Source organism: Sphingopyxis sp. NJF-3 (assembly GCF_053514865.1).
The window spans coordinates 3,148,042-3,170,271 of record NZ_CM130726.1 but is presented as its reverse complement, the minus strand read 5'-3'; the positions used below and the strand labels follow the sequence as shown (position 1 = coordinate 3,170,271).

Sequence of the window (22,230 nt, the reverse complement as noted above, 5' to 3'; positions counted from 1 at the left end):
TCGAAAGCAAGGAAAGGACTTCAAGATGGCCAAGATCGGAACCTTCAAGAAAGCGAAGGGCGAATATCGGGGCGCAATCGCGAGCCTCGCCCTCTCGGTCGACGCGGTTCGCATCGTCCCCGAGGACAATCCCAAACCCAGCGCTCCGACCCACCGCATCTATGTCGGCGACGTCGAGGTGGGCGCAGCCTGGGAGAAGACCAGCCAGGACGACCGCACCTATCTTTCGACCAAGTTCGACGACCCGAGCTTCACCGCGCCCCTCTTTGCGCAGCTCTTCGAAGGAAGCGACGGCGACTATGATCTCGTCTGGACCCGCCCCCAGCGGCGGGACTGATCGAGCACGCCGCCCGGCCGCAAGCCGGGCGGCGATACTCTCATTTTGAGGCTTTTCGCGCGGGGATTCTCCGCCGCAATGCGTTACGATGATCCTTTGCATGCCGCTAACCATGTTCCAGCCGATGCGGGCAAGCTGCTGATAGGCTTTGCTTTCATTCCTGAAGATCAGCCGGAGGTGCGAATGGATCAGGTCGTCGATTGGCAATCGCCATATTTTCCGAGAATATTCGAAACATATGATCGCGCCGATTTCGCGCAGGAGTTCCTGCGCCGAAGCCCGGCCTATCGCCGCGCCTATCGGTCGGCGGCGTTGGCGCCGACGCGGCGGCGCACCGCGCGCCTAGCTGGGCTCGCGCGACGATGGGGGTTGGTCTTTCGCCCTGGACCCTGACCGATCCGTCACCGAATCCCCCGCGCTCTGGCAGCCCGAGGCCTGCGCGCATGTCGCCATCGCCGAACCGGCGCCCGACGGCTTCGCCGCGCCGCGGCTCGCCGAGCTCATCGCCTCGGCAGACATCGCCTCCGAGATCATTCTGCCGGGCGAGTGGCATCTCGTCTTCGTGGCCGACGGCCGGCGCTTCCGCCTCTGGCTTCGCCGCTTCCTCGCCGATGAACGGCTCGCCTATGTAAACCCGGCCGATCCGCACAGCGAGCTGCGGATGGCCGTGAGCCTCGCCGTGCAGCGCCGCTTCTCGGCGGGCGTCACGACGCACCGCTTCCTGCGGGGAGGCGCCCCCGGACCATCCGAGCGCTGGCGTCTCATCCAGTGGCTGCGGCTCCTCGACGCCTCCGCCGAGGGGCGTTCGGCGCGCGACATCGCGGCCGCCCTCATCCTTGACGATGCCCAGGATTTCTCGGCCGCCGACTGGGACGGATCGAGCGAGCGCCGTCGCATCGCGCGCTGGCACCGCGCGGCGGTCGCGATGCGCGACGGCGGCTATCAGGAGCTGCTCGGCGCCACCTGATCGGGACATTCCGCGCGTCGTCACTTTGTCCGTTCCTAAACCGCATCCCGATTTCCGAATGTCGCCGCCTCTCCGCCGGAGCCCGCCACGGGACCCGGCGCTGCGAACGGAGGCCCCTTTGAGCGACATGCATACCCCCATTTCGCCGCGCTACCTCAAGACGCCCGACGCTGCGCTACACCTCGGCCTGTCGAGCCGGACGCTCGAAAAGCATCGCTGCTTCGGAACGGGTCCCGAATACCGCAAACTTGGCGGGCGGATCGTGTACGCGATCGCCGATCTCGACGCCTGGGCCGAGATCGGCCGCAAGAAGTCGACGTCCGATCCCGGCAAGGGCGTCGTCCATCCCGCGCGCCCGGTTCGCCGCTGATGCGCCCGGCCCAGAACATCGCGCGCGCTTTGGGCGTGCAGCCGGTCGAGGCGACCGCGAGCGGTCTCACCGACCTTGAGCTGACCTGGATCGAGCAGCGCCTCGAGCATTGGCTGCGCTTCGGCCGCGTCGCCGCCGAGCGCATCGTCAGCCGCCGGACCCGCATCGTCTCCTTCCGGCCCGAGGCCGTCTTCGGCTTCGTCCGCTGGAGCGCGAACGACTTCGGCACCATCTTCTCGAGCATCTCGGTCATCGTAGCGCCTGCGCCGCGCGCGCCCTTCGCGACGCATCCCTACGTGCGCCCCGGCGGCGACATCCTGCTCCGCGTCGACGGTTGGCCGAGGGTTCAGCAGGTGCTCTCGGCGATCGATGCGATCGAGGCCGACGGGCTCGACCCGTGCGAGACGGCACCGGATCATTGGCGCCACATCGGCAGCCATATCGCCGCCGGACTGCCGTTCCGGCCCTATGGTCCGGAGCGGCACCGGGCATGGCTCCAGCGCAAGGCGATCGCGCCATGAACCGCCGCTGGCTCCGCGCGACCGCGGCGAGCGCTACGCTCTTCGCGGCGCTGTTCGTCGCGGCGGCTGCGCTCGCGCCGCAACCGCGCCTCATCTGGAATGCGAGCCCGAGCGTCCCGATCGGCTTCTACCGCGTCGATGTCGGTGCGGAGCCCGCGGTCGGCGACCTCATCCTCTTCCACCCGCCCGAGGCGGTCGCGGCGCGTCTCGCCGTGCGCGGCTATGTGCCGCGCGGCGTGCCGCTCCTGAAGCATGTCGCCGCCGGCGAAGGCGCGCTCGTCTGCCGCAGCGGCACCTTCGTGACGATCGACGGCGCGCCAGCAGCGCGCGCGCGGGACGCCGACCGCGTCGGGCGGCCGCTGCCGCGCTGGCTCGGCTGCCATCGCCTGCGCCCCGGCGAACTGTTCCTCCTCAACCCCGCGCCCGACAGTCTCGACGGCCGATATTTCGGACCGCTCCCCGACACCGGCGTCGTCGGCGTCGCGCACCCACTGCTCGTGCGCGCTGCGCCCGGCGCGCCGCTGCGCTGGCGCCGTGACGCCGATCGCTCCGCATTCACCCCCGAAGGAAAGGATATGTCCTCATGATTATCGGAAGCTTTCAATCCGCTGGCGACGGCTATGCCGGACAGATCCGGACGCTGCTGCTCGATGCGATGATCGCGATCGTTCCGGCGAAGCCGAACGACGCGGAAAATGCACCGGCCTGGCGAGTCCTGCTCGTCGAAGCCGACACCGGCGTCGAGATCGGCGCAGGCTGGGAACGCCGCAGCGAACGCGCCGGCTCCTATATCGCCCTGCAGATCGACGATCCGGCGCTCGCGGTTCCGCTGCGCGCCAATCTGCTCCGTTCGACGCAGAACGAGGATGAATATCATCTCCTCTGGACGCGTCCCGTCCCACGCGAACAAGCGTGAGCATCATGCATCCGGCTCGCTCGGCGCGCGTCCGCGCCGTGCGCCTCGCCTTGCTGCTGCTCTGCGCGGCGAGCGCCGCCCCGGACCGGGCATGGGGCGCGGCACCGGCGGAAACGCCGGCGGCCGCGGTCCACCCCTATGCCGCCCATGTGGCGGAGGCATCGCAACGCTTCGGCGTGCCGGAGGTCTGGATATGGCGCGTGATGCATGTCGAGAGCCGCGGCAAGCCGCGGGCGCTCTCGCATGCCGGTGCAATGGGGCTGATGCAGATCATGCCCGCAACCTGGGCGATGCTGACGGCGCAGCATCGTCTCGGGTCTGACCCCTTCGACGTGCGCGCCAACATCCTCGCGGGCGCGGCCTATCTGCGCGCGATGTGGGATCGATATCGCGACGTTCGCCTCATGCTCGCTGCCTATAATGCGGGCCCCGGCCGCGCCGACGCCTATGCAGCGGGGCGGCGCGGCTTGCCCGCCGAGACGGTCGCCTACGTCGCAGCCATTGCGCCCGCGCTCGGTGCGCCGGCTGTGCCGTCGGCGGCGATGGCGCGGACGGCCGAACCGCCGAGCTGGCGCAGCGCGTCGCTCTTCACCGAGCAGCGATCGGACACGCCGGCTGCAACTTCGGTGCAGCGCGGCGACGTCGCGGCTGCAGGGCCGTCGCATTCCGTGCCTGCTCCCTCGCCCCTCTTCGTCCCGCTTTCCGGGGACAATCGGTGATGGTCGTCCTGGCGATATTTGCTGGCGTGCGCGGGTCCATGGATAGGCACTGCTTGGCGTTCAGAAGGGGTTCGGGGGGATGGCAAGATAAAAGACCTGCCAGCTCGCTGGCAGATTGTGGTTGGATTACAGCGCTTTATGCGTATGGCACCCCCCTCCGGCTGCCATATCGACCTCTGGATTTCCGAGGCAGAACAAGCGCTTACGATATGGCATCGGCGTTGTGAGCGGCGACGAGCATGATTTTCGGGTGCGACCGGGAAGAGGGCGCGATGCTGGTTCGGGATCGGCGCGGCGCGGGAAAAGGCTCGCGGCGCAGGTGCGCAAGGCAGCCGCCCGCTCGGGTTACACCCGCTCCCGTCGCGGCGGCGGCGGTCGCAGCGGGACCGGTCGGCATGGCCGCGGCCGTGCCGCGCTTGCGACGATGCGGCGGGGTCCCGCGCAGCGCCGCGTGACAGTCATGGCGCGTATCGTCCGGCACAAGGGCGCGCAGTTTCGCTCCGCGCCTCTCGCACGGCATATCGCTTATCTCGAACGCGACGGCGTCACCCGCGATGGACGCGATGCCATGATGTTCGATGCGTCTGGAGACGCCGCCGACCGCGAGGCCTTCGCCGATCGCTGCGCCGACGATCGCCATCATTTCCGTTTCATCGTCAGCCCTGAAGATGCGGAGCAGCTGCAGGACCTTCGGACCTTCACCCGCGATCTCATGGGCCGGATGGAGAAGGATCTCGAAACCCGGCTCGACTGGGTGGCGGTCGATCACTGGAATACCGACAATCCGCATATCCATATACTCCTGCGCGGCGTCGCCGAGGGCGGAAGCGACCTGGTCGTCGACCGCGCTTATATGTCGGAAGGCGTGCGCGGACGGGCGTCGGAGATCGCCACTCTCGAACTCGGTCCGCGAAACGAACGGGAGATCGACGCCAGCTTGGCGCGGGAGGCGAGTGCCGAGCGTTGGACCGGGCTTGACGCGCGCCTGCGCGAACGCGGCGGCGAAACGGGGATCGTCGATCTTCGTCCCGACCCAAGCTCGCCGCCGGGCCGCGATCGGCATCTCCTCGGACGTGCGGCGAAGCTCGAAGCACTTGGGCTCGCGACGCGCCTTGGACCCGGCATTTTCGAGATCGATCCGCGCGCCGAAACCCTATTGCGCGATCTTGGCGAGCGCGGGGATATCATCAAGGGCGTCCACCGCGCCATGCGCATGCAGGGGCTCTCCTTCGACGCATCGAGGCTCGCTCTTCACGGCGAGGCGGAGCGATCGGGCCTCGTCGGGCGGCTGGTCGCACGTGGCCTCGACGACGAGCTTGTCGGTTCCGCCTTCGCCATCGTCGACGGGACCGATGGCCGGACCCATCGCATCAAATTCTCCGACCTCCAATGGACCGGGGACGCGAAGCCGGGCGCGGTCGTCGAGCTGCGGCGCTGGGAAGGACGCGACGGCGGCGAGCATCTCTCGCTCGCCCTGCGATCGGACCTTGCGGTTGCCGACCAGATATCCGCGCGCGGTGCAACCTGGCTCGACCGCGAACTGGTCGCGGCGAAGCCCACGGCAGGAACCTCGGGATTCGGCATCGATGTTCGCCGCGCCATGGCAGCGCGCGCCGAGTTTCTCGCGAGCGAAGGTCTCGCGAGCCGTCAGGACGGAAAGCTCGTACTGGCGCCCGATCTCATCGAAACGCTGAAGCGGCGCGACCTCGAGGCCGCCTGCGAAACCATCGCCGCGCGCACCGGACTCGCGCATCGCCCGCCGGCCACCGGCGACGCGGTGAGCGGGACCTACCGCGAGCGCGTGTCGCTCGCCTCGGGGCGCTTCGCGATGATCGACGACGGGCTTGGCTTTCAACTCGTGCCCTGGCGCCCGGCGCTCGACCGACACCTCGGGCAGCATGTCACCGGCACCGCCACCGCGGGCGGCATCGACTGGAGCCTTGGCCGCAATCGCGGGATCGCAATCTGAGAAAGGATGAACGATGAGCGACAGGATATTATGGGGCCAGATCTTCGCGGTGCTGCTGATCGTCGTCGCGGCGGTCTGGACCGCGACCCAAACGACGGCGGAAGCGCTCGGATTTCAGGCGGCGCTAGGTACCCCCTGGTTCCGCATCGGCGACTATCCCGTCTATCCGCCGCCCGCCTTCTTCTGGTGGTGGTTTGCCTTCGACGCCTATGCGCCGCCGATCTTCTACCGCGGTGCCGCGATCGCCGCGTCGGGCGGGCTGCTGTCGGTTGTCGTCGCGATCAGCATGTCGGTGTGGCGTGCGCGCGAGCGCCGGCGGGCCGAGACCTATGGATCGGCACGCTGGGCGCAGGAGCGTGAGATACGGGCTGCCAACATGCTCGGCCCCGATGGCGTCATTCTCGGGCGCATGGCCGGAACATACCTGCGTCACGATGGCGCCGAGCATGTCCTCTGCTTCGCGCCGACCCGATCCGGAAAGGGCGTCGGCCTCGTGGTGCCGACCCTGCTGACTTGGCCGGGGAGCTGCATCGTCCATGACATCAAGGGCGAGAATTGGCAGCTCACCGCGGGCTTCCGCGCAAAGCATGGCCGGGTGCTGCTCTTCGATCCGACGAACCCGGCATCGGCAGCCTATAATCCGCTCCTCGAGGTCCGACGCGGCGCATGGGAGGTACGCGACGTGCAGAATGTCGCCGACGTACTGGTCGATCCCGAAGGAAGCCTCGAGCGTCGAAACCACTGGGAGAAGACCAGCCACGCGCTGCTCGTCGGCGCGATCCTCCATGTTCTCTACGCCGAGGAGGAAAAGAGCCTCGCCGGTGTCGCGGCCTTTCTGTCGAACCCCGAGCGCAAGATCGAGGCGACGCTCCACCGGATGAAGACCACCCGCCATTTGGGAGATGGCGTCCATCCGGTCGTCGCCGCGGCGGCGCAGGAACTACTCAACAAGAGCGAGAATGAGCGGTCGGGCGTGCTGTCGACCGCCATGTCCTTCCTCGGCCTTTATCGCGACCCGGTGATCGCCAAGGTCACGGGACATTCGGAGTGGCGCATCGCGGACCTGATTGGAAGCGAGCGCCCGGTCTCGCTCTACCTCGTGGTGCCGCCCGGCGATATCAGCCGGACCAAGCCGCTCATGCGCCTGATCCTCAACCAGATCGGGCGGCGCCTGACCGAGGAGCTCAATCCCAAGGCGCGGTCGCAACGGCTGCTGTTCATGCTCGACGAGTTTCCCGCGCTCGGGCGCCTCGATTTCTTCGAAAGCGCGCTCGCCTTCATGGCGGGCTATGGCATCAAGGCCTTTCTGATCGCCCAGTCGCTCAACCAGATCGAGAAGGCCTATGGCCAGAGCAATGCGATCCTCGACAATTGCCATGTCCGGGTCAGTTTCGCGACGAACGACGAGCGAACCGCCAAACGGATTTCCGATGCGCTCGGTACGGCAACCGAGCAACGCGCGATGAAGAATTATGCCGGCCATCGGCTCTCGCCCTGGCTCGGTCATTTGATGGTGTCGCGCACCGAAACCGCCCGGCCGCTGCTGACCCCCGGCGAAGTGATGCAGCTCCCACCGGACGACGAGATCGTGATGGCCGCCGGCCTCGCGCCGATCAGGGCCAAGAAGGCGCGCTACTATGGCGACCGGCGCCTGGCCGGCCGCGTCATGCCGCCCCCGGCGCCTGGCCGCGGCGCTCCCGCCGCCCATGACTGGATCGCCGACCGGGTACAGCAACCGGTGGAGGCGAAGCCGGGGCAGAAGGATGCCGATGACGCTGCCAATGGCGGTATCCGGCAGGAACCCGAACTTCCCGTCCACGAAGATATCGCGCCGCCCCCGCAGCGCAGCGCGAGCGGCGAGTTTGATTTCACCGAAGATGGAGCACAAGCCGATGCAGCGCGGCTTCGCGCCGCCGCGGATCGGCGGATGGCGCGGCGCGCTCAGGCTGCCGCGCTCGATCCCGACGACGGGATCCAGCTGTGATCCGATCGCATGTCAAACAGACATTCCGCATCGAAACCGGGCTCTCGCGCGACCTGACAGACCTTGCCCGCCGACGCGGCCTGACGCGGACCGAAGTGCTGGAGGCTGCACTGCGCTCCTTTCTCTCGCCCGATCAGGAAGAAAGGATCGAGGCGCTGCTCACCCGGCGCCTCGACCGCATCGGCCGCCAGCTCGACCGCATCGAATGGCATGGCGAAATGTCGGGCGAAGCGCTGGCCCTGTTCGTCCGGCACTGGCTCACGAGTACGGCGCCCTTGCCCGATGATGCATTGCCGGCCGCGCAGGCCAGTGGGAAGCGGCGGTGGGAGGCTTTCGTCGATGCGCTTTCACGCCGGATGGAAGTTGGACCAAAGCTCGCCGCAGAGCTGATGCGCGACGTCGGCGGTTCCGATTGAAGCCTTTAAGCGGCTCATCCAGCACGGAGTTTTGCGAGAAAGCTGATGGCCTCGGCGGGGACATCGCACAGGGCAGCCACGAGGAGCAGTATCGTGAGAGCCAGATATTTGGCCAAAGGAGTTCGGGACAGTTCGAGGAGCACCGCCGTTTTGTGGCGGCCCTGTTGCACGAGCGCCATAAACTGGGCGAGCTCGGCCTCCCGGTCAGTCATCGGACGATCGCCTATGGGCGGGAGAGGGGGAATGTCGGTCATCACAAACCTCACGGATTCATCGCGAAAATGGCGCGCTGTTACAGATGCGCGTGCGGGTTACCGTGAGGGATAAGCCCTCCGGGCTGGAGTGCCCCTCAGGCGAGTCGCTTGTCAACAGTGTGAATCGCAATTCCTCGACGAGTCGGGGGTGCGTCTGGGGATATCTTGCCGCATTTCCGGGAAACCCGGAGTTCATTCAATCCTCTTCGCCAAGCTGCTCGCGCTCGCGCAGTCTTTCGGCGTAGCGGTAGCTCGCTTCCATTGAATGATAGGTATCGGCGTAGCGATCGATGTCGCCGAGGGCGCATTCGACCTCATAGGCCACTGTATGGGGAGACGAGCCCGGGCGCTTTCGGCCCAGCCAGCGCTCCAGCTTGTCGAAGCGGCTCTGCATCCCCTGCACGCTGCAGGCAATGCGCAGATCGTCGAGATTGCTGCTCGTTCGATTGCGGCTCCAGGCCCTGCAGGCGAACTCAAGCTCTTCACCCCGCGTCGGAGGGCGGTCGCTGAGATCGGCCCCACCATCTTTCCCAAGGGTCGGGTCGGCCTGTACATTGGCAAGGCCCGCACTGAGCGCTTCGCAGAGTTCGCTATGATATTCATCCCGGCGCGCGGCGTCCCAATCATAGGGGCCAGCGCCGACGAAAAGATGCGGCAGGTTGAAATGCGCCCGCACCGCCTTCGGCAGCATCTTCTCGATCCGGATCACTCCGCGAATGACGTCGAGGAGATGCTCTGCGTCGATCCCGGCCCACGGTCGCGCAAGATTCTCGATCGCACTGAGGTTCGAATTGGTAGGTGTGTCCCCCGTGTTCCAGTATCGCATAGTCAGGGTTTCCGCTTCTCTTTGGCCTTGATCCCGAGAACAGCCTTCGCCTCGGCGCTTGCGCTCTTCGCAATCTGATCGAGGCGAGCCTTGAAAATAGGATCGGCGAGGAGCTGGGCCTTTGGCCCTTCGCCGGAATCGCACACGATGGCGTAAAAGAGCCGATAAAGCATCTGCGCTCGCTCCGCTTCCGCGATCGCGTCCTCGAAGTCAGGCCGCCGATAGACCAGGATCTCCTGCTCATCGATCGGCATGGGCCGGATCACACCGCGGCCGTCGGGAAGTTCCTCCACGCGCTGGCGATGGCTGATGTTATATTTCACTATGGTCTTGGGGTGGGTGAGCAGGATCGCTTCCGTGAGTTCGGAGCAATTTCCCCAAATGCGGTGAGCGAAATGATTGCGGGTCTTGCGTGACTCCTCGGCTACCGAGCCGATCGCCTTGAACAGCAGTTGCTGCCACTCGGGGAGCGCTTCCTGCGCTGCTGCATCGAGGGCGCCGCGCTGCGCCCCGGCTCCGACCAGCGAGAGATACATCGCGGTGCCGACCGCAATGTCGCTTTTCAGCATCCGGCTGAGGATCGACGCGATGTCACCATCGATATGCGCCCACAGCGCGATGACATAAGCAACGTCGCTGGCAAACGGCGAATGGCGGAGAATGCCCGGCGCGAAAAAGACGCGGCCATCTGGCGATTCCTCAGCGAGCGTTTTGGGCACCGTATCTCCTCTTCCGTACGGCTAAATCCATTGGCCACATTATATGGCGACTTTGTCGCTGCTCCTAATTTAGGTTGTCGCTGGCGCTTTGCGCCGGACTGGAAAGTTGCCATCCAAGGCCATAGTTCGATGGTCCGCGAATTGCCTGATTAAAGGAGTTTATCATGGACGAGGATGCGCTTTTTGCTGTTGGTTCAATATTGGCGGCGCTCGGCGGCGTGCTGGAGCGAAAAGGTGTCTGCACGACCAACGAATTTGCCGAAACGCTGGGCAGCGTGGCGCTGATGACGGCCGAGTCCGGGGATCAGTATAAGAACCGTGCTGCCTATATCGGGAGCTGGGCGCAGATGGTGCGCGCGGCCGCCGAACATTCGGGGAGTGCGCGCGACCATTGACGATGCGGCTTCGGCATCGCTCATTCGGCACCGGCTTCGAAATAGGCGCGTATCCGGTGGGCAATGACAGGATCGAGCCGGATGAAAGTCCGGCGCCCGTCGATCGGGTCGGGCACGCGGCGGGTGAGGCCAGCATCGCAGAGGCGCTGCGCCAGCCTCAGCGCGCTGCTCATCGGGATCGAGGATGTGACGCACAGCGCGCTGATGGAGAGGCGCTTGCGTTCGCATTCGTGAACGAAGAGATCGACCAGCATTTCCCACGCGGGATCGCCGAACAGTTCGGGTGCGCCGAACAGCTGCTGGCGGAGCAAACGGCGGCGCATCGCCGCCTTGGCGTTCTCGTATGCTGCATCGACAGAGGCATCCAGCGAACCGGTGCGTCTGCTCCGGAAGGTATAAGACGACGTTTCTGGCGGAGCTCCGGCGAGGGCGTCGCGATTTACGATGTGGTGCGCGTAGGCCGAGGTCACGACGATATGATCGACGACCGCGATATCGAGCGACCTCCCGATCTGATCCAGGCGCCGGGTCGCCTCGATATCTTCCGCGCTGGGCGTCGGGTCGCCGCTGGGGTGATTGTGCACGAGAATGATTCCGGCTGCATTATGCTCGAGGGCGCGGCGAAAAATGGTTCTCGGGTAAACGGCCATCTGCGCCAAAGTACCCCGCTGAAGCTGCTCGTCCGCTATCAGCCTCCGAGATTCGTCAAGAAATAGGACGCGCAACACTTCGTCGCTGAGAGATCCCATCGACGCGATCAGATAGCGACGGAGCGCTGGACTAAACGGGTCGATAGCGATCCCGCGCAGATCGCCTTCCATCGTTTCCAAGGCGGCTTCGCGCGCGCCAACAATTAGCGAAACCACCGCGGACCCGCGGCCCAAGAAGCGGTAAAGTGCTTCGGGCGATGCCGCCCAAATTCTTCCGAGGCTTCGAAATTCGTCCAGAAGCCGATTGGCAATCAGCTCGCTGTTGTCGGGTTCGATTGCGGCGATGAGCCGCGCCAGGATGGCTCGCTGCCGTGTTGCCTCACCCTTCGCTGGTGGCGCCAAGTTGCAATGATTAGGAGCGGGGCCACCGGCCAAGATGACGCTACCTGCATGATCATGTAAGCAGCAGGATGCAGCGCGATATCGAAGTAGCGGCTGAGGTGCGCAAGTAGTGGCAAAATGTGGAGCGCTGCCGCAATCATCGGCCAGAAGCGATAGGCAATTAACGCCAAAAACATCGTCGCACTGGCGCCGAAAATGTCGATCGCGAGGTGGCCGGTGTCGAGTGCCACATATGTCGGTGGGATCAAAAGATGCAAGGTCTGATCCGACGCGATCATGAGGGTTGCTATCGCCGCCATCGCCCTTTCTGGACCGCCCCCCTTTCGGAGAGCGTAACCGATGGCCACGAGCATGATCAGGAGGAAGATTGCTACGCGCATCCTCCTTTCTTTTCATGCTCATGGCTCCCGGTCAAATCGGCTCAAGCTGCTGCCGTTAATGGCACGACATTCGAGTCGGATGCCTTCGGGCACTCTTGGTGGAGATCATATCCGGCCGTCTCTCGGCCGATCTCGACAAGATCGCCATGCACGCGGTGGATGTCGCCGCTGAGGTCGACGAGCGCGAGTTGCGCCGTGGCGAGCCGACGGATGGTTGCATGTCCCTTGACCACGGGAACGCCTGACGTGTCGCGCCGAGCGGCAACGACGCTGCTCATGAGGGTGGAAATTGTGATGAGCGTATCATCCACGCTCGCTTCGGCTGCCGTAACGTCCTGTTGGAGCCGTGCCGCGGTTGGTGCGATTTCATTGGACATAACTTCTCCTGTTCCGGACGCGGCATCCGCGCCGGCAATGGTCGGCGACAAAGGAAGGGGTCAGCGAGTAATCAACGCGGTGAGCGTCTGCCCGATGGACAGCCCGCCAATTCCGATCAGGACGATGGTGCCAACGGCTGCCAAAGTGATCCCGACGCGCACTGCCGAACTATAATCGTGCCTCAACAAATCCCCGAACGGAGAGCGGCTGCTCGATGGCCGACCCAAGATCTGGGAACTGTCGTGCAATTCCATAAGGTTGGGCGGGCCTCCGTCTGGAAAGTTTGATGGCACCAGTTCGGGAACTGCCGGTAGTATGACCGGATCACATGGTATCCGATCATAGGTCTGGCGGAGCCGCGCATAGATGATCGCGGTCTCGTCGCGGTTGGCCGCGCCCAGCGTGTCGCGTGCGGTGGTGAGCCGCAGATCCACTGCCTGCTTCGATATGTCGAGGTCGCGGGCGATCTGTTTCGAGGTTTTGCGTTCCAGCAGCAAATCGAGACAGGCCCGCTGCTTTTCTGTCAAGCGCGTCCACCTCAAGAACTCGTCCGAATGCTGCGACCCCGAATCACTCATCCTGACACTGTTGTCAAAATTGGGCTCGGCACAACCCGCCGACCTTCATTTAATCGCTTCCGAATAGGAACTGATCGCATCACGGCCTACGCCATTCCCTGTCTTTCTTACCCACAGTACGACGCGCGCAAATCTCTGTTGAAAATAGTGAATCTCTGCGTCTCTTACTCATCCCCGTCGAGCCGGGCGCCTTTGCCCGGACCATCCAACGGGGACTATCATGGGCGCAGAACCAGTCCGTTTCGAGGCACAGGGACGTGGTGCCCGCATGCTGCGGACAGCGCTCGGCGGCGCGATTGCCGAGTGGCTTGCCGACCCCGCGGTCATCGAAATCATGCTCAATCCCGACGGTCGGCTCTGGGTCGATCGCCTCGGCGCGGGGATCACCGATAGCGGCATCCTGCTCGCGGCCACCGACGGCGAGCGCATCATCCGGCTCGTGGCGCATCACGTCGGCGCCGAGGTCCATGCCGGGTCGCCGCGCGTGTCGGCCGAGCTTCCCGAAAGCGGTGAGCGCTTCGAGGGTCTGCTGCCGCCCGTGGTCGCGGCGCCGACCTTCGCGATCCGCAAGCCCGCGGTCGCCGTCTTCTCGCTCGGCGATTATGTCGCAGCCGGCATCATGTCCGCACCGGCGGCCGAGGCGCTACGCTCCGGGGTCGCCGAGCGCCTCAATATCCTCGTCGCCGGCGGAACCGGGACGGGCAAGACGACGCTCACCAATGCCCTGCTCGCCGAGGTCGCCAAGACCAGCGAACGCGTCGTCCTGATCGAAGACACCCGCGAGCTCCAATGCGCGGCTCCGAACCTCGTCGCGATGCGCACCAAGGATGGGGTCGCGTCGCTGTCCGATCTCGTCCGTTCCTCGCTTCGGCTTCGGCCGGACCGCATCCCGATTGGCGAGGTCCGCGGTGCCGAGGCGCTCGACCTTCTGAAGGCTTGGGGCACCGGACATCCCGGCGGCATCGGGACGATCCACGCGGGCAGCGCGATCGGCGCGCTCCGCCGCATGGAGCAGCTCATTCAGGAAGCCGTGATCACGGTCCCGCGGGCCCTCCTCGCAGAAACGATCGATCTCGTTGCCGTTCTCGTGCGCGACGGCGCCGGGCGGCGCCTTGCCGAACTCGCCCGCGTCGACGGTCTCGATGCGTCGACCGGCGACTATCGCATCACCCCCCTCTTTACCCCCGAAGGAGACTGACCATGACCCACGCCGCCCGGCGGGAGGCGCCGCGCTTCCTGCTCGCCTCGACCGCTCTCTATGTCGCGCTCGTTACCGCCTTGCCCGCTCGGGCCGGTGGCTCGTCGATGCCGTGGGAAGCGCCGCTGCAATCGATCCTCGAAAGCGTCGAGGGGCCCGTCGCGAAGGTGATCTCGCTGATCATCATCATCATCACCGGGCTGACCATCTCGTTCGGCGACACGTCGGGCGGTTTTCGCCGCATGGTCCAGATCGTGTTCGGGCTGTCGATCGCCTTCGCGGCGTCGAGCTTCTTCCTGACCTTCTTTTCCTTCGGCGGCGGAGCCGTCGTCTGATGGATGCCCCGGCCGAAGTCACCGGTTTCTTCGCGCCCGTGCACCGCGCGCTCGCCGAGCCGATCCTGCTCGGCGGCGCGCCGCGCGCCCTCGCGATCGCCAATGGCACGCTCGCGGCCGGGATCGGCCTTGGCCTCCGCCTCTGGATCGCGGGTCTCGTCCTCTGGATCGTCGGCCATGCGCTCTCGGTCTGGGCGGCGCGCCGCGACCCGCAATTCGTCGACGTCGCCAAGCGTCACCTCAAATATCCTGTCTGGATGCGGCCATGATGAACCTCGCCGAATATCGCTCGAAGTCGGCCTGCCTTTCCGATTATCTCCCCTGGGTCGCGCTGGTCGCCGAGGGCGCGGTGCTCAACAAGGATGGCTCGTTCCAGCGAACCGCGGCCTTCCGCGGCCCCGATCTCGACAGCGCCACCCCCGCCGAACTCGTCGCGGTCACCGCCCGGCTCAACAATGCGATCCGGCGCCTCGGCTCCGGCTGGGCCTTGTTCGTGGAGGCGCAGCGGCTGCCGTCGAGCGATTATCCCGCATCCTCATTTCCCGATCCGGCATCCGCTCTTGTCGACATGGAGCGCCGCGAGCAATTCCGGGAGGAAGGGGCGCATTTCGAGAGCCGCTATTATCTGACCCTCCTGTGGATGCCGCCGGCCGAGGATGCCTCGCGGGCGGAGGGCTGGCTTTATGAGGGTATGGAGCGCTCGGGGGTCGATCCGAAGGAGCATCTCGCGAGCTTCATCGACCGGTCGAACCGCATCCTTCATCTCGTCGAAGGCTTCATGCCCGAGGCCGAATGGCTCGATGACGGCGAGACGCTGACCTATCTCCATTCAACCGTATCGACGAAGCGGCAGCGTGTCCGGGTTCCCGAGACGCCAGTCTATCTCGACGCGCTGCTGACGGACCAGCCGCTCATCGGCGGGCTTGAGCCGCGGCTCGGCGAGCAGCATCTGCGGACCCTGACGATCACGGGCTTTCCGACAGCGACCTGGCCCGGCCTCCTCGACGATCTCAACCGGCTGGCCTTCGCCTATCGCTGGTCGACCCGCGCGATCATGCTCGACAAGACAGACGCGACCAAGCTGCTGACGAAAATCCGGCGACAATGGTTCGCCAAGCGCAAGTCGATCGCGGCGATCCTCAAGGAGGTGATGACCAACGAGCAATCGGCGCTCGTCGACAGCGATGCCTCGAACAAGGCGGCCGACGCCGACATGGCGTTGCAGGAGCTCGGCGCCGATCATGCCGGCGTCGCCTATGTGACCGCGACCGTCACCGTGTGGGACAGCGACGCGGCCCTCGCCGCCGAGAAGCTCCGGCTGGTCGAGAAAGTCATCCAGGGGCGCGACTTCACCTGCACGATCGAGGGCATGAACGCGATCGAGGCCTGGCTCGGGAGCCTGCCCGGCCACGCCTACGCCAATGTCCGCCAGCCGCCGATTTCCACCCTCAACCTTGCCCACATGATCCCCCTGTCTGCCGTGTGGGCGGGGGCGGAACGGGACGAGCATTTCGGAGACGCCCCCTTGCTCTATGGCAAGACCGAAGGCTCGACCCCGTTCCGCCTTTCCCTCCATGTCGGCGACGTCGGTCATTGCCTCGTCGTCGGTCCGACGGGGGCAGGCAAATCGGTGCTGCTCGCGACGATGGCGATGCAGTTTCGCCGCTATCCGGGCTCGCAAATCTTCGCGTTCGATTTCGGCGGCTCGATCCGCGCCGCAGCCCTCGCGATGGGCGGGGACTGGCAGGATCTTGGCGGGGCGCTCCACGATGGCGAGGGCGGCGTGGCGTTGCAGCCGCTCGCCCGGATCGACGAGGCGTCCGAGCGGAGCTGGGCTGCCGAATGGCTCGCCGCGCTGTTCGCGGGCGAAGGCATGATGATCGACCCGGCGGCGAAGGAGCATCTCTGGTCGGCGCTGACCTCACTCGCGACGGCGCCTGTCGCCGAACGCACGCTGACGGGGCTCGCGGTGCTTCTCCAGTCGCGCGACCTCAAGCAGGCGCTCGCGCCCTATTTGGTCGGCGGACCCTGGGGGCGGCTGCTCGATGCCGACGAGGAGCGCATCGGGGCCGCGCGCGTGCAGGCCTTCGAGACCGAAGGCCTTGTCGGCGCCGCGTCGGCGGGACCCGTCCTGTCCTATCTGTTTCACCGGATCGCCGGACGGCTCGACGGCTCGCCGACGCTCATCATCATCGACGAAGGCTGGCTCGTGCTCGACAGCCCGGCCTTCGCGGCGCAGCTCCGCGAATGGCTGAAGACGCTCCGCAAGAAGAATGCGAGCGTGGTCTTCGCGACGCAGAGCCTTGCCGACATCGAAACCTCTAGCATCGCACCCGCGATCATCGAGAGCTGTCCGACCCGCATATTTCTGCCGAACGAGCGCGCGCTCGAGCCGCAGATTGCCCGCATCTACGAGCGCTTCGGTCTCAATGACCGGCAAATAGAGATACTGAGCCGGGCGACCCCGAAGCGCGACTATTATTGCCAGTCGCGGCGCGGCAATCGCCTCTTCGACCTGGGGCTAGGCGAGGTTGCGCTCGCCTTCACCGCGGCATCTTCGAAGACCGATCAGACGCGCATCGCGGAGCTGTTCGCAGCGCACGGCCCCGAAGGGTTCGCGGCCGCCTGGCTTTCCCACCGCAAGCTCGAATGGGCGGCCGAGCTGCTCCCCACCATTGCCGCCCCCAATGAGGAGTGCCCCCGATGAAGAAGAATATCGTCCGCGCCGTCGCTGCCGCGGCACTTGTGTTGCTGCCCGTGTCGGGCGCGATGCTGGCCGTCCCGGCGAGCGCCCAGCTCGGCGGCATCGTCCACGATCCGCGCAACTATTCGCAGAATATCCTGACCGCGGCGCGCACGCTCGAGCAGATCAACAACCAGATCAAGCAGCTGCAGAATCAGGCGACCTCGCTGATGAACGAGGCGAAGAACCTCAACAGCCTGCCGACATCGACGCTGGGCACGCTCGAGGCGCAGGTCGACCAGACGCGCCAGCTCCTCGCGCAGGCAGAGGGCATCGCGTTCAACGTGTCGGACATCCAGAAGGGGTTCGAGGCGCGCTACAAGGGCGGAGCGCTGACGGGCTCTGCCGCCGAGATGGTCGCCAATGCCGAGGCGCGCTGGAAGGACAGCGTCGGCGCCTTCGAGGATGCGATGAAGGTGCAGGCCGGCATCGTCACGAACATGGGCGGAACGCGGACGTCGATCTCGACGATCGTCGGCGCCAGCCAGTCGGCAACCGGCGCGCTGCAGGCCGCGCAGGCGGGCAACCAGCTGCTCGCCATCCAGTCGCAGCAGATCGCCGATCTCGCCGCCGTCATGAGTGCGCAGGGCCGCGCCGAGATGCTCGATGCCGCGCGCGCGGCGGCCGCCGAGGCCGAAGGCCGCGAGCGCTTCCGCCGCTTCCGCAAGGGCAATTGAGATGGGCCGGGCGGGCGGGCTGGTGATGGGGGCAATCGTCCTGGGTCTTGCGCTGACCCTTGCCCTTGTCGCCGCGCTCGATCCGCCCGCGCCCCGTGCGTCCGCCCCCGCGATCTCCGGGGCGGACGCACCCCGATTATGGCGACACGCTTCGTCGCTGCCGAACCGCCACCGAAGCCGATCCCGAATGCGAGGCGGCCTGGGAAGCGAAGCGGCGCCATTTCTTCCGGACCGAAAAGAGCAAGCCATGAACGACACCGGCGTCATCGATAATTTCCTGTCGGTCTTCTCGACCTATATCGACAGCGGGTTCGGTCTGCTCGGCGGCGAGGTCGGCTTCCTGTCCTCGACGCTGATCGTGATCGACATAACGATCGCGGCGCTCTTCTGGGCATGGGGCACCGACGAGGATGTGCTGCAGCGGCTGGTGAAGAAGACGCTCTATATCGGCGTCTTCGCCTTCATCATCGGCAATTTCCAGGCGCTGGCCACGATATTGCTCGAGAGCTTCGCCGGGCTGGGCCTGAAAGCGGCAGGAAGCGCGATGGCGATCGGCGATTTCATGCGCCCCGGCATGATCGCGTCCACCGGCCTCGATGCCGCCGAGCCCTTGCTCGACGCGACCGCCGATCTTGTCGGCCCGGTGGGGCTCTTCACCAACTTCGTCCAGATCCTGATCCTGCTGATCGCCTGGGTGATCGTCGTGATCGCCTTCTTCATTCTCGCGGTGCAGGTCTTCGTCACGATCCTGGAGTTTAAATTGGTGACGCTCGCGGGCTTCGTCCTGCTGCCCTTCGCCTTCTTCGGACGTACCGCCTTCATGGCCGAGCGCGTCCTCGGCCATATCATCTCCTCGGGCATCAAGCTGCTCGTGCTCGCGGTCATCACCGGCATCGGCACGACCCTCTTCCAGCGCTTCATGGACGCGGGGCTCGGGACCGAACCCGACATCCGCGAGGTGATGGCGATCGCCCTCGGCGCCTTGACCCTGCTCGGTCTCGGCATCTTCGGTCCGAGCGTCGCCAACGGCATCGTGGCGGGCGGCCCGCAGCTCGGCGCAGGCGCCGCCGCAGGCACGACCCTCGCGGCCGGCGCCACGATCGCCGCCGGGGCCGCCGGCGCGACGCTGGCGGCGGGCGCGGCGAGCAGCGCCGTCGGTCGCACCGCGCTCGGCGCCTCGCGCGCGTCCGGCAGCGCTTCGGCATCCTATGCCCGGGGCGCGGCCGGGAAGAGCGGGATGCGGGCGTTCGGTGCGGGGCTCGCCAATGTGGCGCGTGACACGGCGCGCGGCGCGGGTTCGCCGCTCCGCGCCGCGGCTGACCGCCTGCGTCAAAGCTATGCCGCGGGGCAGGCGGGCAAGTCCGTGGCCGGCGCTGCCACCGCGAGCGACGGCGCGGCGTCGCCCCCGACCTGGGCGGCCGCCATGAAGCGACGTCAGGCCGTCACCTCGGGCGCCACCATCGCCTCGCAGACCCTCAAGGCCGGCGACAGCCATGGCGCCGGCTCCGCTCCCGACATCAGCCAGAAGGATTGAACCCATGTTTCGACGCCCGTCCCAACATTATGGCAAGTCCCCGGTCCCGGTTACGCCCTACCAGCGCGCGGCGCAGGTCTGGGACGACCGCATCGGCTCGGCCCGCACCCAGGCGAAAAGCTGGCGCCTCGCCTTCTTCGGCTGTCTCGCGCTTTCGGGCGGACTCGCCTCGGCGCTCGTGTGGCAGTCGCTCCGCGGCACGATCACCCCTTGGGTCGTCGAGGTCGACAAGCTCGGCGAGGCAAGATCGGTGGCGCCCGCCGATGCCGACTTTTCGCCGACCGACCCGCAGATCGCATTCCATCTCGCGCGCTTCATCGAGCATGTCCGCTCGATCCCGGCCGATCCGGTGGTGCTCCGAAAGGACTGGCTCAGCGCCTATGACTTCACCACGCCCAAGGGCGCGCAGGCGCTGAGCGATCACGCCCGCGCGAACGATCCCTTTGCCGAAGTCGGCAAGATGCAGGTCGCCGTCGATGTATCGAGCGTCATCCGCGCATCGCGCGACAGCTTTCGCATCGCCTGGACCGAGCGCCGCTATCAGGATGGCAGCCTGGTCGAGACGTCGCGCTGGTCGGCGATCCTGACCACCTCGATCCAGCCGCCCCGCACTCCCGACGCCCTGCGCCGGAACCCGCTCGGCGTTTTTGTCACCGCTATTTCTTGGTCGAAGGAGCTCAGCCAATGATCCGCCTTACCCTTCTTCTCGGCGCTGCCGCGCTCGCGCTGCCGGCGCAGGCGGCACCCGCCGATCCGCGCACGCAGGTCGGCCGCGCGAACGACGCGGCGCGCGTCCAGCCCGAGCGCGCGACCTTCCTCAACGCCATCCAGAAATATGCCTGGGCCGATGGCGCGCTGTTCCAAGTCTACACCGCCCCCGGACAGGTCACCGACATCGCATTGCAGGAAGGCGAGGAGCTTGTCGGTCCGGGGCCTGTCGCGGCCGGCGACACCGTGCGCTGGGTGATCGGCGATACGGTGAGCGGGACGGGCGCGTCGCGCCGCGTCCATATTTTGGTGAAGCCCACGCGCCCCGACATCATGACGAATCTGGTCATCAACACCAGCCGTCGGACCTATCACATCGAGCTGCGCGCGACCCCCGCCACCTATATGGCGGCGGTCTCCTGGTCCTATCCGCAGGACGAGCTGATCGCGCTTCGCTCCGCCGAGACCGAACAGGCGCGGCTCGCTCCGGTTGCAGGCGGGATCGATTTCGCGGCGTTGAGTTTTGCGTATCGCATCTCCGGCGCGAAGGTCCCCTGGCGGCCGGTGCGCGTTTTCGACGATGGGCGCCAGCTCTTCGTCGAGTTCGGTGCTGCGATCGCAACCGCGGACATGCCCCCGCTGTTCGCGGTCGGCGAGAAAGGCGCGGCGGAGCTGCTCAACTACCGGGTCGACGGCCGTTACATGATCGTCGACCGCCTTTTCGATCGCGCTGAACTCCGGCTGGGGAGCGGGCGCGGCGCCAAGGCCGTGCGGATCGAACGCGAAACGCCGCGCGCGCGAGGCCGGTCGTGACGGCGCCCGAACAGCCGGGCACGGAAGCTGTGCCCGCCGAGGCCGAGGTTGCGCCGATCGCCCCTGCGAGCCCCGATGCGTTCCGCTTGGCGGGTGAGACTCCGCGGGTCATGCGTCTGTCACGGAAAACGCTGGCGGTTATCGGCGGGGCCGGCGGTCTTGCGATTGCGGCATCGCTCATGTGGGCGCTGCGAACGCCGGCCCCGGCCGAGCGTCGGGAGCTCTATGAAGCGAGCAACAATGCGCGGCCCGACGCGGTCCCCGGAGCACCCGCCGATTATGGCGCCGTGCCGAAGCTCGGTCCGCCGCTCCCCGGCGACCTTGGCCGGCCGATCGTTGCGGCGCAGGGGAGCGGCGAAGCCATCCCCGTCCCGCCGATCGGCGCGGAAGGGCGCAATCCTCCCGATCCGCGCGTGGCGGCCGCCGAACAGGCGCGGCAGCGGGCACTGCAGGAGCGCGAGAGCGCCCAGACGAGCCGGCTCTTTCTGGGGGGCGGAACCGCAAGTTCCGCAGCAACAGATATTGTGCCCGCCGAGGCGGCCGCGCCCGAACAGGCGGCGGAGCCTCGCACGGCCAATGAGGGGCGGCGTCAGTTTCTGGCATCGGGTTCGAAACGGCCCCTCGAAAGTGGCGAGCGGCTGATCGCCCCGAGCTCCGCGCTGATCGTCCAGGCCGGGACTGTCATTCCGGCAGCGCTCATCACGGGCATACGCTCGGACCTTCCGGGCCAGATCAGCGCGCAGGTGACGCAGAATATCTATGACAGTCCGACCGGGCGTATCCTGCTCATCCCGCAAGGGTCGCGGTTGATCGGCGAATATGACAGCGAGATCGCGGCGGGACAGAGCCGGGTGCTCCTCGCATGGGATCGCCTCATCTTGCCCGGCGGACGATCGATCCGCCTCGAACGGCAGCCCGGCGCCGACGCCGCAGGCATGTCGGGGCTGGAGGATCGGGTGAACAATCATTGGGGCCGGATGGTCCGCGCCGCGCTCGTCTCGACCCTGCTCGGGGTCGGGAGCGAGCTCAGCGTCGGCGGCGACGACGAACTCGCCCGGGCGCTCCGCTACGGGATGCAGGACAGCACGAGCCAGGCCGGGCGCCGCATCGTCGAGCGCGAACTGGCGGTGCGTCCGACGCTCACCATCCGGCCGGGTTTCGCGCTCCGCGTAGTCGTCACCCGCGACCTTATTCTCGAGCCGCAGGCGGATTGGAGATGAGTCGGCTGCGACTTGGGCCGATCGTCGAGGAGAAGCCGGTCAAGGCTACTGTCGAACTCACGGGCAAGCTTGCGCGCGATCTCGCTGACTATGCCGCGGCACATGCGAAGGAAAATGGCCTGTCGGAGCCGTTGTCGATCGAACGGCTCATACCGCCGATGCTGGAACGGTTCGTCGCGACCGATCGCGGTTTTGCGAAGGCGCGGCGTTAGGCGGTAAAG

The 22,230-nt window shown here is 66.4% G+C and carries 30 protein-coding genes; 23 read left to right on the top strand and 7 right to left on the bottom strand.

What is annotated here, in order from left to right:
• Positions 1 to 25 precede the first annotated feature (25 nt).
• The 11 genes from ACOTSS_RS15455 to ACOTSS_RS15405 all read left to right on the top strand — a co-directional run bounded on the left by ACOTSS_RS15455 (position 26) and on the right by ACOTSS_RS15405 (position 8,199).
• The gene (locus tag ACOTSS_RS15455) at positions 26 to 337 is read left to right on the top strand and encodes a DUF736 domain-containing protein (RefSeq protein ID WP_448688974.1); all 312 of its coding nucleotides are present in this window, start codon (positions 26 to 28) and stop codon (positions 335 to 337) included.
• Between the two features lie 78 nt (positions 338 to 415).
• Entirely contained in the window at positions 416 to 730 is a 315-nt protein-coding gene (locus ACOTSS_RS15450) for a transcriptional regulator domain-containing protein (RefSeq protein ID WP_322787390.1), read from the top strand.
• A 169-nt stretch (positions 731 to 899) separates the two neighbouring features.
• A complete protein-coding gene (locus ACOTSS_RS15445) occupies positions 900 to 1,304 on the top strand; it encodes a DUF2285 domain-containing protein (RefSeq protein WP_293701711.1) in 405 nt (134 codons plus the stop codon).
• A gap of 127 nt (positions 1,305 to 1,431) precedes the next feature.
• A complete protein-coding gene (locus ACOTSS_RS15440; protein ID WP_037553423.1) occupies positions 1,432 to 1,674 on the top strand; it encodes a helix-turn-helix transcriptional regulator in 243 nt (80 codons plus the stop codon).
• Positions 1,674 to 2,195 carry a DUF2840 domain-containing protein gene (locus ACOTSS_RS15435; protein ID WP_293701714.1) on the top strand — a complete coding sequence of 174 codons (522 nt, stop codon included), beginning with the start codon at positions 1,674 to 1,676 and terminating at the stop codon, positions 2,193 to 2,195. The genes ACOTSS_RS15440 and ACOTSS_RS15435 overlap by 1 nt, the downstream gene beginning before the upstream one ends.
• Entirely contained in the window at positions 2,192 to 2,782 is a 591-nt protein-coding gene (locus ACOTSS_RS15430) for a S26 family signal peptidase (RefSeq protein ID WP_448688973.1), read from the top strand. Before ACOTSS_RS15435 ends, ACOTSS_RS15430 begins: the two co-directional genes overlap by 4 nt.
• A complete protein-coding gene (locus tag ACOTSS_RS15425) occupies positions 2,779 to 3,111 on the top strand; it encodes a DUF736 domain-containing protein (protein WP_288987356.1) in 333 nt (110 codons plus the stop codon). The genes ACOTSS_RS15430 and ACOTSS_RS15425 overlap by 4 nt, the downstream gene beginning before the upstream one ends.
• 5 nt (positions 3,112 to 3,116) lie before the next feature.
• Positions 3,117 to 3,830, top strand: a complete 714-nt coding sequence (locus ACOTSS_RS15420; protein WP_448691363.1) for a lytic transglycosylase domain-containing protein — start codon at positions 3,117 to 3,119, stop codon at positions 3,828 to 3,830.
• Positions 3,831 to 4,053: 223 nt separating this feature from the next.
• Positions 4,054 to 5,799, top strand: a complete 1,746-nt coding sequence (locus tag ACOTSS_RS15415) for a relaxase/mobilization nuclease domain-containing protein (RefSeq protein WP_448688972.1) — start codon at positions 4,054 to 4,056, stop codon at positions 5,797 to 5,799.
• Positions 5,800 to 5,812: 13 nt separating this feature from the next.
• Entirely contained in the window at positions 5,813 to 7,783 is a 1,971-nt protein-coding gene (locus ACOTSS_RS15410; protein WP_448688971.1) for a conjugal transfer protein TraG, read from the top strand.
• Positions 7,780 to 8,199, top strand: coding sequence for a CopG family transcriptional regulator (locus ACOTSS_RS15405; protein WP_293701731.1), 420 nt, complete (start codon positions 7,780 to 7,782; stop codon positions 8,197 to 8,199). The genes ACOTSS_RS15410 and ACOTSS_RS15405 overlap by 4 nt, the downstream gene beginning before the upstream one ends.
• A gap of 14 nt (positions 8,200 to 8,213) precedes the next feature.
• Here the strand turns inward: ACOTSS_RS15405 and ACOTSS_RS15400 are convergent, their stop codons facing one another.
• The 3 genes from ACOTSS_RS15400 to ACOTSS_RS15390 all read right to left on the bottom strand — a co-directional run bounded on the left by ACOTSS_RS15400 (position 8,214) and on the right by ACOTSS_RS15390 (position 9,998).
• Positions 8,214 to 8,453, bottom strand: a complete 240-nt coding sequence (locus tag ACOTSS_RS15400) for a hypothetical protein (protein WP_293701733.1) — start codon at positions 8,451 to 8,453, stop codon at positions 8,214 to 8,216.
• A 196-nt stretch (positions 8,454 to 8,649) separates the two neighbouring features.
• Complete coding sequence (locus ACOTSS_RS15395) at positions 8,650 to 9,162, bottom strand: hypothetical protein (RefSeq protein ID WP_448688970.1); 513 nt, start codon at positions 9,160 to 9,162, stop codon at positions 8,650 to 8,652.
• Between the two features lie 119 nt (positions 9,163 to 9,281).
• Complete coding sequence (locus ACOTSS_RS15390; protein ID WP_448688969.1) at positions 9,282 to 9,998, bottom strand: hypothetical protein; 717 nt, start codon at positions 9,996 to 9,998, stop codon at positions 9,282 to 9,284.
• A 164-nt stretch (positions 9,999 to 10,162) separates the two neighbouring features.
• Between ACOTSS_RS15390 and ACOTSS_RS15385 the strand changes: the two genes are divergently transcribed.
• On the top strand, positions 10,163 to 10,393 hold the full coding sequence (locus ACOTSS_RS15385) for a hypothetical protein (RefSeq protein WP_294029592.1): 231 nt from the start codon (positions 10,163 to 10,165) through the stop codon (positions 10,391 to 10,393).
• A gap of 20 nt (positions 10,394 to 10,413) precedes the next feature.
• On the opposite strand, the gene ACOTSS_RS15380 is transcribed toward ACOTSS_RS15385, so the two are convergent.
• The 4 genes from ACOTSS_RS15380 to ACOTSS_RS15365 are packed head-to-tail and all read right to left on the bottom strand — an operon-like array spanning position 10,414 to position 12,730.
• Complete coding sequence (locus ACOTSS_RS15380) at positions 10,414 to 11,445, bottom strand: JAB domain-containing protein (protein ID WP_448688968.1); 1,032 nt, start codon at positions 11,443 to 11,445, stop codon at positions 10,414 to 10,416.
• Positions 11,355 to 11,825: a hypothetical protein gene (locus ACOTSS_RS15375; protein WP_448688967.1), complete on the bottom strand. Its 471-nt coding sequence runs from the start codon at positions 11,823 to 11,825 to the stop codon at positions 11,355 to 11,357. The genes ACOTSS_RS15380 and ACOTSS_RS15375 overlap by 91 nt, the downstream gene beginning before the upstream one ends.
• Positions 11,826 to 11,866: 41 nt before the next feature.
• Positions 11,867 to 12,202: a hypothetical protein gene (locus ACOTSS_RS15370; RefSeq protein ID WP_448688966.1), complete on the bottom strand. Its 336-nt coding sequence runs from the start codon at positions 12,200 to 12,202 to the stop codon at positions 11,867 to 11,869.
• 60 nt (positions 12,203 to 12,262) lie between these two features.
• Positions 12,263 to 12,730 (bottom strand): LuxR C-terminal-related transcriptional regulator, encoded by a 468-nt coding sequence (locus tag ACOTSS_RS15365; RefSeq protein ID WP_448688965.1) that lies wholly within the window; start codon positions 12,728 to 12,730, stop codon positions 12,263 to 12,265.
• Positions 12,731 to 13,049: 319 nt separating this feature from the next.
• On the opposite strand from ACOTSS_RS15365, the gene trbB reads away from it, so the two are divergent.
• From trbB to ACOTSS_RS15310, 11 genes are all read left to right on the top strand, one after another.
• The gene (gene trbB, locus ACOTSS_RS15360; protein WP_448688964.1) at positions 13,050 to 13,979 is read left to right on the top strand and encodes a P-type conjugative transfer ATPase TrbB; all 930 of its coding nucleotides are present in this window, start codon (positions 13,050 to 13,052) and stop codon (positions 13,977 to 13,979) included.
• Positions 13,980 to 13,981: 2 nt separating this feature from the next.
• On the top strand, positions 13,982 to 14,314 hold the full coding sequence (locus tag ACOTSS_RS15355) for a TrbC/VirB2 family protein (RefSeq protein WP_037553363.1): 333 nt from the start codon (positions 13,982 to 13,984) through the stop codon (positions 14,312 to 14,314).
• Complete coding sequence (locus ACOTSS_RS15350; protein WP_037553365.1) at positions 14,314 to 14,583, top strand: VirB3 family type IV secretion system protein; 270 nt, start codon at positions 14,314 to 14,316, stop codon at positions 14,581 to 14,583. The genes ACOTSS_RS15355 and ACOTSS_RS15350 overlap by 1 nt, the downstream gene beginning before the upstream one ends.
• Complete coding sequence (trbE, locus tag ACOTSS_RS15345; protein ID WP_052181969.1) at positions 14,580 to 17,021, top strand: conjugal transfer protein TrbE; 2,442 nt, start codon at positions 14,580 to 14,582, stop codon at positions 17,019 to 17,021. Before ACOTSS_RS15350 ends, trbE begins: the two co-directional genes overlap by 4 nt.
• Entirely contained in the window at positions 17,018 to 17,734 is a 717-nt protein-coding gene (gene trbJ / locus ACOTSS_RS15340) for a P-type conjugative transfer protein TrbJ (protein ID WP_037553367.1), read from the top strand. The genes trbE and trbJ overlap by 4 nt, the downstream gene beginning before the upstream one ends.
• Before the next feature lie 95 nt (positions 17,735 to 17,829).
• Complete coding sequence (gene trbK-alt / locus ACOTSS_RS15335) at positions 17,830 to 17,985, top strand: putative entry exclusion protein TrbK-alt (protein ID WP_448688963.1); 156 nt, start codon at positions 17,830 to 17,832, stop codon at positions 17,983 to 17,985.
• Positions 17,982 to 19,268 (top strand): P-type conjugative transfer protein TrbL, encoded by a 1,287-nt coding sequence (trbL, locus tag ACOTSS_RS15330; protein ID WP_037556046.1) that lies wholly within the window; start codon positions 17,982 to 17,984, stop codon positions 19,266 to 19,268. The genes trbK-alt and trbL overlap by 4 nt, the downstream gene beginning before the upstream one ends.
• A 4-nt stretch (positions 19,269 to 19,272) precedes the next feature.
• Positions 19,273 to 19,956 (top strand): conjugal transfer protein TrbF, encoded by a 684-nt coding sequence (gene trbF, locus ACOTSS_RS15325; RefSeq protein ID WP_037556047.1) that lies wholly within the window; start codon positions 19,273 to 19,275, stop codon positions 19,954 to 19,956.
• On the top strand, positions 19,953 to 20,789 hold the full coding sequence (trbG, locus tag ACOTSS_RS15320) for a P-type conjugative transfer protein TrbG (protein ID WP_081933119.1): 837 nt from the start codon (positions 19,953 to 19,955) through the stop codon (positions 20,787 to 20,789). Before trbF ends, trbG begins: the two co-directional genes overlap by 4 nt.
• Positions 20,786 to 22,009 (top strand): TrbI/VirB10 family protein, encoded by a 1,224-nt coding sequence (locus ACOTSS_RS15315; RefSeq protein ID WP_052182310.1) that lies wholly within the window; start codon positions 20,786 to 20,788, stop codon positions 22,007 to 22,009. Before trbG ends, ACOTSS_RS15315 begins: the two co-directional genes overlap by 4 nt.
• A complete protein-coding gene (locus ACOTSS_RS15310) occupies positions 22,006 to 22,221 on the top strand; it encodes a DUF2274 domain-containing protein (protein ID WP_037556048.1) in 216 nt (71 codons plus the stop codon). Before ACOTSS_RS15315 ends, ACOTSS_RS15310 begins: the two co-directional genes overlap by 4 nt.
• Positions 22,222 to 22,230: the final 9 nt, after the last annotated feature.

Bases quoted from the DNA above. Each gene is read 5' to 3' on its own strand.
- ACOTSS_RS15455 (WP_448688974.1), top strand. From the start codon at position 26: ATGGCCAAGATCGGAACCTTCAAGAAAGCGAAGGGCGAATATCGGGGC.
- ACOTSS_RS15450 (WP_322787390.1), top strand. From the start codon at position 416: ATGCGTTACGATGATCCTTTGCATGCCGCTAACCATGTTCCAGCCGAT.
- ACOTSS_RS15440 (WP_037553423.1), top strand. From the start codon at position 1,432: ATGCATACCCCCATTTCGCCGCGCTACCTCAAGACGCCCGACGCTGCG.
- ACOTSS_RS15435 (WP_293701714.1), top strand. From the start codon at position 1,674: ATGCGCCCGGCCCAGAACATCGCGCGCGCTTTGGGCGTGCAGCCGGTC.
- ACOTSS_RS15430 (WP_448688973.1), top strand. From the start codon at position 2,192: ATGAACCGCCGCTGGCTCCGCGCGACCGCGGCGAGCGCTACGCTCTTC.
- ACOTSS_RS15425 (WP_288987356.1), top strand. From the start codon at position 2,779: ATGATTATCGGAAGCTTTCAATCCGCTGGCGACGGCTATGCCGGACAG.
- ACOTSS_RS15420 (WP_448691363.1), top strand. From the start codon at position 3,117: ATGCATCCGGCTCGCTCGGCGCGCGTCCGCGCCGTGCGCCTCGCCTTG.
- ACOTSS_RS15410 (WP_448688971.1), top strand. From the start codon at position 5,813: ATGAGCGACAGGATATTATGGGGCCAGATCTTCGCGGTGCTGCTGATC.
- ACOTSS_RS15400 (WP_293701733.1), bottom strand. From the start codon at position 8,453: ATGACCGACATTCCCCCTCTCCCGCCCATAGGCGATCGTCCGATGACT.
- ACOTSS_RS15385 (WP_294029592.1), top strand. From the start codon at position 10,163: ATGGACGAGGATGCGCTTTTTGCTGTTGGTTCAATATTGGCGGCGCTC.
- ACOTSS_RS15375 (WP_448688967.1), bottom strand. From the start codon at position 11,825: ATGCGCGTAGCAATCTTCCTCCTGATCATGCTCGTGGCCATCGGTTAC.
- ACOTSS_RS15370 (WP_448688966.1), bottom strand. From the start codon at position 12,202: ATGTCCAATGAAATCGCACCAACCGCGGCACGGCTCCAACAGGACGTT.
- trbB (WP_448688964.1), top strand. From the start codon at position 13,050: ATGCTGCGGACAGCGCTCGGCGGCGCGATTGCCGAGTGGCTTGCCGAC.
- ACOTSS_RS15355 (WP_037553363.1), top strand. From the start codon at position 13,982: ATGACCCACGCCGCCCGGCGGGAGGCGCCGCGCTTCCTGCTCGCCTCG.
- ACOTSS_RS15350 (WP_037553365.1), top strand. From the start codon at position 14,314: ATGGATGCCCCGGCCGAAGTCACCGGTTTCTTCGCGCCCGTGCACCGC.
- trbE (WP_052181969.1), top strand. From the start codon at position 14,580: ATGATGAACCTCGCCGAATATCGCTCGAAGTCGGCCTGCCTTTCCGAT.
- trbJ (WP_037553367.1), top strand. From the start codon at position 17,018: ATGAAGAAGAATATCGTCCGCGCCGTCGCTGCCGCGGCACTTGTGTTG.
- trbL (WP_037556046.1), top strand. From the start codon at position 17,982: ATGAACGACACCGGCGTCATCGATAATTTCCTGTCGGTCTTCTCGACC.
- trbF (WP_037556047.1), top strand. From the start codon at position 19,273: ATGTTTCGACGCCCGTCCCAACATTATGGCAAGTCCCCGGTCCCGGTT.
- trbG (WP_081933119.1), top strand. From the start codon at position 19,953: ATGATCCGCCTTACCCTTCTTCTCGGCGCTGCCGCGCTCGCGCTGCCG.
- ACOTSS_RS15310 (WP_037556048.1), top strand. From the start codon at position 22,006: ATGAGTCGGCTGCGACTTGGGCCGATCGTCGAGGAGAAGCCGGTCAAG.